Raw genomic sequence first — 8,907 nt, 5'->3', positions numbered from 1 at the left:
TGATCCACGGCTGCCCCCGCAACTGTAAGCGGCGAGTCGATTCCGACGTGAGCCATTGCCTCCATGTGGGGTGAGAAGGCTGGGACCGACGAGGACCCGCGAGCCAGGAGACCGGCCGGCATCGAGAGTGCGCGCGCGCGCCCGGGCGGGGTGTCCTGGACGCAGCGGGAGAAAGACCCGCAGGCAGCAATCGCCGTATCGATGCCGGCAGGGGAACAATCCTACCCCCCCCTACCGCCTGCGAGGAGCCTCGCATGCCGCCCGCCGCCGGCAACCGACTTGCCGCATGGCCGCCTTCCGAACCGACGCTGGCCGCGCTCGCAGCCGCGATCGGCGGGCGCGCGGTCACGCTGCTGGTGGAACCGGAGGAGGTGGACGGCACAACGCTGGCCCGGCGGCTGGAACGCCACTGCGGCACGGCGGTGGCGGTTTGCCATGACCGCGCGAACCTTGATTTCATTCATATCGAAATGCTGGTGACCGTCACCTGGCGCATGCCGGCGGCGCCGGTGCCGGTGCTGGCGTTGTGGCCACCCGTGCTGGTGGCCGGCATCGGCTGCACCGGCGGTGTGCCGGCAGAGACGCTTGCGGCTTCGGCCACGGCGATGCTGCGGCAGGCAGGATTGGCTCCGGAAGCGGTGGGACTGGTTGCCACCTCCGCGCGGCGGGCGGAAGAACCAGCGCTGCACGCCTGGGCGGAGGCGCTCGGCGCCGGCTTCGTGGCGTGCGACGATGCGACCCTGGCGGCACAGGCGGTGCCGACGCCCTCGGCGCAATTGCAGGCACGGCTCGGCGTGGCCAGCGTGGCGGAAGCCGCGGCCCTGGCAGCCGCCGGCGCCACCTCGCTGCTGCTGACCCGGCGCAAGGCGGCGCTGCCGGGCGGGCACCACCACACGCTGGCCGTGGCCCGGCGCTCCCTGGACAGGCTGGCGGCATGACCGTCCTGCTGGCCCTGCTGCTCGACCGCCTGTTCGGTGAACCGCCGACGCGACTGCATCCGGTGGTATGGATGGGGGCCTATCTCGGCCGGGTCGGACGCTGGATCGTGACGCTGCCGCCGCGCCAGGCCTTTGTTGCCGGGGCGCTGGGCTGGCTCGGCGGAGCGGTGCTGGTGGTGGTGCCGGCCGCCGGTGCCGCCTGGGCGCTGGGGCAGGCGCCCGCCTGGGTCGCGGTCCCGGTCGGGGCGCTGCTGCTCAAGCCGCTGTTCGCCCTGCGCCTGCTGCTGGACGAGGTGACCGGGGTGGAAGCCGCGCTGGCCGAGGGACTGGACGCGGGCCGGGCCCGGCTGTCGCGCATCGTCAGCCGCGACACCGCGACGCTGTCGGCCGGGGAAGTGCGGGAGTCGGCGCTGGAATCGCTTTCGGAGAACCTGTCGGATTCCCTGGTGGCACCGCTGTTCTGGTTCGTGCTGCTGGGGCTGCCCGGGGCGGCGCTGTACCGCTTCGCCAATACCGCCGACGCCATGTGGGGCTATCGCGGGCGCTGGGAATGGGCGGGCAAATGGGCGGCGCGTGCCGATGATCTGCTCAATTTGGTGCCGGCGCGTCTGACCGCGATTGCTTTGCTCGGCCTGCCGGGGCGGGAACGGGTGGCGGCGCTGCTGCGGGAAGCGCGGCGCACCGCCTCGCCCAATTCCGGCTGGCCGATGGCGGCGCTGGCCCTGGCGCTCGGGATCCGGATGGGCAAGCCGGGGGTCTACCTGCTCAATGCCGACGCCCCCTCGCCCGGCGCCGCGCAGATGCGGCAAGGCCTGGCGCGAGCAGGCCGGGCCGGGGTGGCGCTGGCGCTGCTGGCGGGACTGGCGGAGCTGGCGCATGGCTGAGCCGTCCTTTTCCGCCCTGGGGTTGCAGCCGCAGCACGGCGGCACCGATGCCGGGCCGGAACCGCTCTGGGATTTTTCCACCAACGCCAATCCGCTCGGCCCCTGCCCCGCGGTGCTGGAGGCGGTGCACGCGGCCGACCTGACCCGCTATCCCGATCCCCACTACACCCGGCTGCGCGCGGCGTTGGCGGCCTATCACCGCACCGATCCCGCCTGCATCGTCATCGGCGCCGGGGCAAGCGAGCTGATCCTGCGGCTGGTGCGGGCCACGCCGGGACCGATGCTGGTGCTCGGGCCGAGCTTCTCCGAATACACGCGCTGCGCGCGAGTGGAAGCCCGGGAAGTCATCGAGGTCACGGCACCTTCCGACTTCCTCGGGCAGCAACGGCGCCAGCAGGGGGATGGCCTGGGTTTCGTGTGCTGGCCCAACAACCCGACCGGGGAAAGCTGGCCGGCGGAATTCCTGGCCAATGCGGCATCCGGTGGACGGGTGGTGGTTGATTTCGCCTATGCAGCGATGGGACCGGAGGATGCGCTCGCCGCCGCCAGGGCCGCAACGACCAGCACAATCCAATTGTACGCCCCCAACAAGAGCTTCGGCCTGACCGGATTGCGCGCCGCCTATGCGGTCACGCCACGTCCCTGGCCGGAACTGTCCTGGCTGGCAGCGTCCTGGCCGGTTGGGCCGGCCGGGGTGGCCTTCCTGGAAGCCGTGACCAGTGAGGCGGCACAGTCCTGGCTGGCGGAATGCCGTCCGGTGCTGGCCGGATGGCGGCGGTCGCTGGCGGCCGGGCTGGCGGAAATGGGCCTGGAAGTGCGCGAGAGCCCGGCGACGTTCCTGATGGCACGGGTGGGCGATGCCTCGCCGGTGGCAGCGGCGCTGCGGCGGCACGGGCTGCGGGTGCGCGATGCCACGTCTTTCGGCCTGCCGGCGTGGATCCGGCTCGGCGCGGCGCCGCCGGAGTGGCAGGCCGCGTTGCTGGCGGCGCTGGCCAAGGAGTTGCGCCGATGATTCCGCGCCTGCTGGTGGCTGGCACCGGGTCGGGGGTCGGCAAGACGCTGATGACCGCCGGGCTGATCGGGGCGCTGCGGCGGCGCGGGATGGTGGTGCAGCCGTTCAAGTGCGGCCCCGACTACATCGATCCCGGCTGGCACGGACGAGCCGCCGGCCGGCCCTGCCGCAACCTCGACACCTGGATGCTGGGCGAGGACGCAGTCCGCGCAAGCTTTCAGCGTGGCTGTGCCGGGGCCGACATCGCCGTGATCGAAGGGGTCATGGGGCTGTTCGACGGCGCCCGCTTCGACAGCAGTGCCGGGTCCGCGGCCGAAATCGCGGCGTTGCTGGGGGCACCGGTGCTGCTGGTGCTCGATATTTCCGGCAGTGCGCGCAGTGCCGCTGCGGTGGCGCTCGGCTTCGCCCGGTTCGACCCGGCCCGACCGGTGGCCGGGGTCGCGTTGAACTTCGCGGGCTCGGAACGGCATGCGCTGGGATGCGGCGCGGCGATCACCGAGATGACCGGCCTGAAGATGTTCGGTTGGCTGCCGCGCGCGGCGGGGATGGCGGTGCCGGAGCGGCATCTCGGGCTGAAGCTGGCCGAGGAAAGCGGCGATGCCGACGCGGTGCTGGCTGCTGCGGCCGATGCTGTGGCGGCGCGCTTCGACCTGGATGGGCTGCTGGAGCTGGCGGCCGGAGCACCTGCGATGCCGGGGGTGGCGCCGGTGCTGCCGGTGCTGGCGGGGGACGGTCCGGTGCTGGCGGTCGCGCAGGATGCCGCGTTTTCGTTCTATTACCAGGATGATTTTGACCTGCTGGCGGCGGCCGGGGTGCGGCTGGTGCGGTTCAGTCCGGTGGCCGGGGAGCGGCTGCCGGAAGGCGTGGCCGGGGTTTACCTGGGTGGGGGGTATCCCGAGTTGCATGCTGCCGCGCTCGCCGCCAATGCCGGGCTATGGCAGGACCTGCGGGCGTTGCATGCACAAGGTGGCCTGATCCTGGCCGAATGCGGTGGGTTCATGGTGCTGACCGAGGCGTTGATCGACACCGATGGCGTGCGCCATGGGATGGCCGGGCTGATTCCGGGCGTCACCCGCATGACGACGCGGCTGGCAGCGCTCGGCTATCGGGAGGCCACGGCGTTATGCGACACGCCCCTGGCTGCGTGCGGCGAGGTGCTGCGGGGCCATGAATTCCATTACAGCGTGTGGGATCGTGCCGAGGCGCCGCCGGCGCCGGCCTGGCGGGCGGTTGGCACGCGGGCGGGCATGGTGCCGGCGATGGTCGGCCATGCCGACCGTGGCCTGGTGGCGAGCTATTTGCACATTCCCCTGGCACAACGTCCCGATTTGGCCGGGAGGCTGGTGAGATTTCTATCCGGGATCCAAGGGCCTCCGGCGCTTGGTGGAGGTCCAGGAGGCGAAGCCTCCTGGCGGGATCGGGCCGCGAAGCGGACCGATGGCAGCGCCCCGCGCTGGCGCAGGTAAGGACCGAGACATGCACATCATGGAAGGCTATTTGCCGGCCACCCACGCGATTGGCTGGAGCGTGGCGTCACTTCCCTTCGTTGCCTGGGGAGTTAAGAAGCTGGCCGACCGTCTGCGCGATGATCCGGAGGCGCGTCTGCTGCTCGGTGCAAGCGGTGGTTTCACCTTCGTGTTGTCGGCACTGAAGTTGCCGTCGGTCACTGGAAGCTGTTCGCATCCCACCGGCATCGGCTTCGGGAGTGTGTTGTTCGGTCCCTGGATCATGAGTGTGGTGGGCTGCGTGGTGTTGCTGTTCCAGGCGCTGTTGCTGGCGCATGGCGGGCTGACCACGCTTGGCGCCAACACGTTTTCCATGGCGATCGCCGGCAGTTTCTCGGCCTGGGCGATCTGGCGGGCGGGATGGGCGGTGGGATTGCCGCTGAACCTGACGCTGTTCCTGGCGGCGTCGTTGTCGGATCTGCTGACCTACTGCATTACCTCGCTGCAACTGGCACTGGCGTTCCCCGACCCGGTCGGCGGCATCAGCGGGGCAGTGGTGAAATTCCTCGGCGTGTTCGCGGTGACGCAGGTGCCGCTGGCGATCAGCGAGGGGCTGTTGACGGTGCTGGTGATGAATCTGCTGCGCAGCCATGCCGGCGAGGGACTCGCCGGATTGCTGCCGGTGAAGGAGGCGAGCCGATGAGGACACAAAACATCCTGCTGGGGCTGGGCGTGGTGGCGCTGGCGGTGCTGCCGCTGGTGCTGATCCAGCCGGCGCAGGAGGGCGAGGAGATCTTCGGCGGCAGCGATGACCGGGCAACCAAGCTGATCGAAACCATCCATCCCGGCTACAAGCCGTGGTTCACCCCGCTGTGGGAGCCGCCGAGCGGCGAGGTCGCCAGCATGTTGTTCGGCGTGCAGTCGGCGTTGGGCGCGGGTGCCCTGGCCTATGCCCTGGGCTTCTGGCGGGGCCGGCGGCAGGCGCGACGGGACGATGCTGCGCGCGATTGACGCCTGCGCCCACACCAACCGGTGGCATCGGCACGCGGGCCCGGTGGCGCTGTTCTGCGCCGGGCTGATGGCCTGCGTGTTGGCCGCACCGCCGCTGGTCGCCGGTCCGCTGGTCTGGGCGGTGGCGAGTGTTGCAGCGGTGGTCGGGGCACGGGTGCCGGCACGACTGTTCTTCGGATCCATGCTGGTGCCGCTCGGGTTCCTGGTGACCAGCGCGTTGGCGTTATGCGTCACCGTCGGCTTCGAGGATGGCGGGCTGGTGTTCGGCCTGAGTGCCGCCGGTGCGATGACGGCGCTGCGGGCCGGGCTGCGCGCAGCCGGGGCGCTGGCGGTGACGCTGTGCTTCGCCTGCACCGTGCCGACCGCCGGCTGGATGGCGCTGCTGCGGCGGGCGCGGGTGCCGGAGGCGCTGCTCGATCTGGTGATGCTGGTCTATCGCACGCTGTTCGTGCTGGACGAGGCAAGGCTGGGGCTGATGCGGGCGCTCGACAACCGGATGGGATTTGCCAATGCCCGTCTCGCCCTGCGCTCGACCGCGCGGGCGGCAGCGGCGCTGTTCCTGCGCAGCCTGCAACGGGCGGCGCGGCTGGAACGGGGACTGGCGGCGCGGGGCTATGTGGATCGGTTGCCGGTGCTGCCGCCGCAGGCGGCGGCGAGCCGGGGCGGCTGGGTGCTGGCGGTAGCGGTACCCGTGCTGGTCGGCGCGGCGGCCTTCGTGCTGGCCGGAGCTTTGGGCGCATGACTTTGCAGCGCCAACAGGATGCGGGCCAGGACGGCATGGCCATGGATCCCCCCGGCCCAACGCTGCTGGAGGCGATCGGGCTGCGCTACGCCTGGCCGGGCGCGCCGGCGGCGGCGGCCCTCGCGCCGGGACAGCGCGCCGAGGCGCTGGCGAACACCTCCCTGGCGGTGCGGCGCGGCGTGCGGCTGGCGCTGCTCGGCGGCAACGGCGCCGGCAAATCGACGCTGCTGCTGCATTTCAACGGCACACTGCGGCCGGCGTCGGGCGAGGTGCGTTGGCTGGGGAGACCGGTCGATTATTCGCGGCGTGGGTTGGCGGCGTTGCGCCAGCAGGTGGCGCTGGTGTTCCAGGACCCCGATGACCAGCTTTTCGCCGGCACGCTGGCGCAGGACGTCTCCTTCGGCCCGCTCAATCTCAGGCTCGATATCGTGGAAACGACGCGGCGGGTGGAAGCGGCATTGGCGGCGGTAGGGCTGGAAGGGCGTGGCGCCCTGCCGTTGCACATGTTGAGCCACGGCCAGCGCAAGCGCGCGGCGATCGCCGGAGCGCTGGCGCTGCGGCCGGCCGTGCTGGTGCTGGACGAGCCGACGGCGGGGCTGGATCCGGAGGGGATCGACACATTGCTGGATCATCTCGACGCGCTGCATGCGCGCGGCATGACCGTGGTGTTTTCGACGCATGACCTGACGCTGGCCCGGCACTGGGCCGACGAGGTGGCGGTGCTGCACGAGGGTCGCGTGCTGGCGCATGGGGCAGCGGCGGCCGTGCTGGACGACGCGGCGGTGCTGGCGGCGGCGGGGTTGCGCTCGCGGCGGTGGCGGCGCAAGGCCGCGCAGGGGGACTGACGAATGGGCGAGCTGGTGTTCCTCACCGGGCCGGTGCGCAGCGGCAAGAGCGCGCGGGCGGTGGAGATCGCGAAGGGCTGGGGAGACGACGTGGTGTTCGTCGCCACTTACCGCGCCGACCCGGCCGATGCCGAAATGGCGGAACGGGTGCGACGGCATCGCGCCGAGCGGCCGGCGGGCTGGCGCACGCTGGAAGCCCCGCAGGACGTGGCCGCAGCACTGGCGGGCCTGACGCCGGTTCCCTCGGGGGTGTTGCTGGACAGCATCGTGCTGTGGGCGGCGGCGCGGTTCGAACAGGACGATGCGGCGATCCTGGCGGAATGGGACGCGCTGTTGCGGGCGCTGCGGGCGGCGCCGTTTCCGGCGCTGATCGTGGGCGACGAGATCGGCTGGAGCCCGGTGCCGATGGATGCGGCACTGCGCCGCTTCCGCGACCTCGCCGGCTGGCTCGGCCAGAGGACCGCTGCCGCGGCCACCGAGGCCTGGCTGATGGTGGCGGGTTGCCCGGTGCGGCTGAAATGAGCGCCGTGCGTCACGTGGTGAGCATCGTCGGTGCCGGGCCGGGCGATCCCGACCTGCTGACACGCCGCGCCTTCACGCGCATCGCCGAGGCCGATCTGGTGCTGCGGGACCTGCTGGTGCCGGATGCCTTGCTGGAAGCGACCGGAACTCGGGCAGACATCGTCGATGTTGGCCGTCGCTGCGGTGCGGCGGAAAGCCAACAGGTCCGGCAGGCGCGGATCAACGCGGCGATGCAGGCCGGCTGGGCGGAAGGCCGGCGCGTGGTGCGGCTGAAATCCGGCGACCCGCTGGTGTTCGGCCGCGCCGCCGAGGAAGCGCGCTTCCTGGCGGCCCATGACATTCCCTTCGAGTTCGTGCCCGGCATCACGGCCGGACTAGCCGCGGCGAGTCTGGCGCAGGTGCCATTGACCGAGCGTCACCGCGCCTCGGCGGTGTTGTTCTGTGCCGGGCAACTGGCGGATGGGGACAGCGCGCCGGTGGCGGAGTGGGCCGGGCTGCTGCGGGGCGGCACGACGTTGGTGCTCTACATGGGGCTGCGTGCGTTGAATGCCCTGGCGCCGAGGCTGCGCGTGCTGCTGCCTGATGTCGGGGTCGAGGTGACAGCGGTGTCGCAGGTCAGCCTGCCGGGGCAGCTTCGTGTCAGTGCGCCTCTTGGCGAGATCGAGGACGTTCTGGCGAAAGCGGCGCTTCCGCAGCCGGTCGTCTTCATCCTCGGGCCGGCATGACTCCCAGCAACCCGCCGCGCAGCGAGATTGGGGTCAAGGGGCCTTGTGGCCCCTTGCGGGTCCAGGGCAGAGCCCTGGCCTTGCCTTTGCTAAAACTCGATCCCCGCCTGTGCCTTCACGCCTGCCGCCGAGGGATGCTTCACCAGCGTCATCTCAGTGACCAGATCGGCCGCCTCGATCAGTGCCGGTTTCGCATTGCGCCCCGTCACCACGACGTGCAGGTCGGGCCGGCGCGCCTGCAATTCCGCCACCACCTCGTCGAGCGGCAGGTAGTCGTAGCGCAGCGCGATGTTGAGTTCGTCGAGGATCAGCAAGGCGAGATCGGGTTCACGCATCAATTCGCGGCTGCGTTCCCAGGCTCGCTGGCAGGCGGCGATGTCGCGGGCCTTGTCCTGGGTGTTCCACGTGAAACCTTCGCCCAGGCTGTGCCAAGTGACGAGCGGGCCGAAGCTTTCCAGCACGCTGCGTTCGCCGGTGGTCCAGGCCCCCTTGATGAACTGCACCACGCCGACGCGCCGGCCATGGCCGAGCATGCGCAGCGCCAGCCCGAAGGCGGCGGTGGACTTGCCCTTGCCCGTGCCGGTGTGGACGATCAGCAATCCTTTCTCGATGTCGCGGGATGCGGCCTCGCGGTCCTGCAGGGCCTTGCGCTTCGCCATCTTGGCGGCGTAGCGCGTGGCTTCGTCAGGAGACGTGGAAGGATCGGGATGGGTCATGCGCGCCTCCCCGGCGGGCTGTTAGGCGGCCTGCGTGGACATGCAAGCCGGCATCGACGATGCAGCA

General features: G+C 71.1%; 11 protein-coding genes and 1 riboswitch (1 of these 12 running past the window's edge). Of the genes, 10 read left to right on the top strand and 1 reads right to left on the bottom strand.

What is annotated here, in order from left to right:
• A riboswitch (cobalamin riboswitch) is annotated at positions 1-134 on the top strand; it begins 69 nt to the left of the window's first position.
• 120 nt (positions 135-254) lie between these two features.
• From NBY65_RS11800 to cobA, 10 genes are read left to right on the top strand one after another with little or no spacing between them, the layout of a single operon-like run.
• Positions 255-938, top strand: coding sequence for a cobalamin biosynthesis protein (locus NBY65_RS11800; protein WP_150040048.1), 684 nt, complete (start codon positions 255-257; stop codon positions 936-938).
• Complete coding sequence (cbiB, locus tag NBY65_RS11795; RefSeq protein ID WP_150040049.1) at positions 935-1,822, top strand: adenosylcobinamide-phosphate synthase CbiB; 888 nt, start codon at positions 935-937, stop codon at positions 1,820-1,822. The genes NBY65_RS11800 and cbiB overlap by 4 nt, the downstream gene beginning before the upstream one ends.
• Positions 1,815-2,834 (top strand): pyridoxal phosphate-dependent aminotransferase, encoded by a 1,020-nt coding sequence (locus NBY65_RS11790; protein WP_150040050.1) that lies wholly within the window; start codon positions 1,815-1,817, stop codon positions 2,832-2,834. Before cbiB ends, NBY65_RS11790 begins: the two co-directional genes overlap by 8 nt.
• Positions 2,831-4,300, top strand: a complete 1,470-nt coding sequence (locus NBY65_RS11785; protein ID WP_150040051.1) for a cobyrinate a,c-diamide synthase — start codon at positions 2,831-2,833, stop codon at positions 4,298-4,300. The genes NBY65_RS11790 and NBY65_RS11785 overlap by 4 nt, the downstream gene beginning before the upstream one ends.
• 10 nt (positions 4,301-4,310) lie before the next feature.
• Positions 4,311-4,982, top strand: coding sequence for an energy-coupling factor ABC transporter permease (locus NBY65_RS11780; protein WP_150040052.1), 672 nt, complete (start codon positions 4,311-4,313; stop codon positions 4,980-4,982).
• The gene (locus NBY65_RS11775; RefSeq protein WP_150040053.1) at positions 4,979-5,290 is read left to right on the top strand and encodes an energy-coupling factor ABC transporter substrate-binding protein; all 312 of its coding nucleotides are present in this window, start codon (positions 4,979-4,981) and stop codon (positions 5,288-5,290) included. The genes NBY65_RS11780 and NBY65_RS11775 overlap by 4 nt, the downstream gene beginning before the upstream one ends.
• On the top strand, positions 5,274-6,032 hold the full coding sequence (locus tag NBY65_RS11770; RefSeq protein WP_162530474.1) for a CbiQ family ECF transporter T component: 759 nt from the start codon (positions 5,274-5,276) through the stop codon (positions 6,030-6,032). The genes NBY65_RS11775 and NBY65_RS11770 overlap by 17 nt, the downstream gene beginning before the upstream one ends.
• On the top strand, positions 6,029-6,877 hold the full coding sequence (locus tag NBY65_RS11765) for an energy-coupling factor ABC transporter ATP-binding protein (protein ID WP_150040055.1): 849 nt from the start codon (positions 6,029-6,031) through the stop codon (positions 6,875-6,877). Before NBY65_RS11770 ends, NBY65_RS11765 begins: the two co-directional genes overlap by 4 nt.
• 3 nt (positions 6,878-6,880) lie before the next feature.
• Entirely contained in the window at positions 6,881-7,399 is a 519-nt protein-coding gene (locus NBY65_RS11760) for a bifunctional adenosylcobinamide kinase/adenosylcobinamide-phosphate guanylyltransferase (RefSeq protein ID WP_150040056.1), read from the top strand.
• A complete protein-coding gene (gene cobA, locus NBY65_RS11755) occupies positions 7,396-8,124 on the top strand; it encodes a uroporphyrinogen-III C-methyltransferase (RefSeq protein ID WP_150040057.1) in 729 nt (242 codons plus the stop codon). Before NBY65_RS11760 ends, cobA begins: the two co-directional genes overlap by 4 nt.
• A gap of 89 nt (positions 8,125-8,213) precedes the next feature.
• Here cobA and cobO read toward each other — a convergent pair whose 3' ends face one another.
• The gene (gene cobO / locus NBY65_RS11750; protein WP_150040058.1) at positions 8,214-8,840 is read right to left on the bottom strand and encodes a cob(I)yrinic acid a,c-diamide adenosyltransferase; all 627 of its coding nucleotides are present in this window, start codon (positions 8,838-8,840) and stop codon (positions 8,214-8,216) included.
• Positions 8,841-8,907 lie beyond the last annotated feature (67 nt).

Source organism: Rhodovastum atsumiense (genome assembly GCF_937425535.1).
Classification (GTDB): Bacteria; Pseudomonadota; Alphaproteobacteria; order Acetobacterales; family Acetobacteraceae; genus Rhodovastum; species Rhodovastum atsumiense.
The sequence above is the reverse complement of the archived record's forward strand: the minus strand, read 5'-3'. Positions and strand labels throughout refer to the sequence as shown.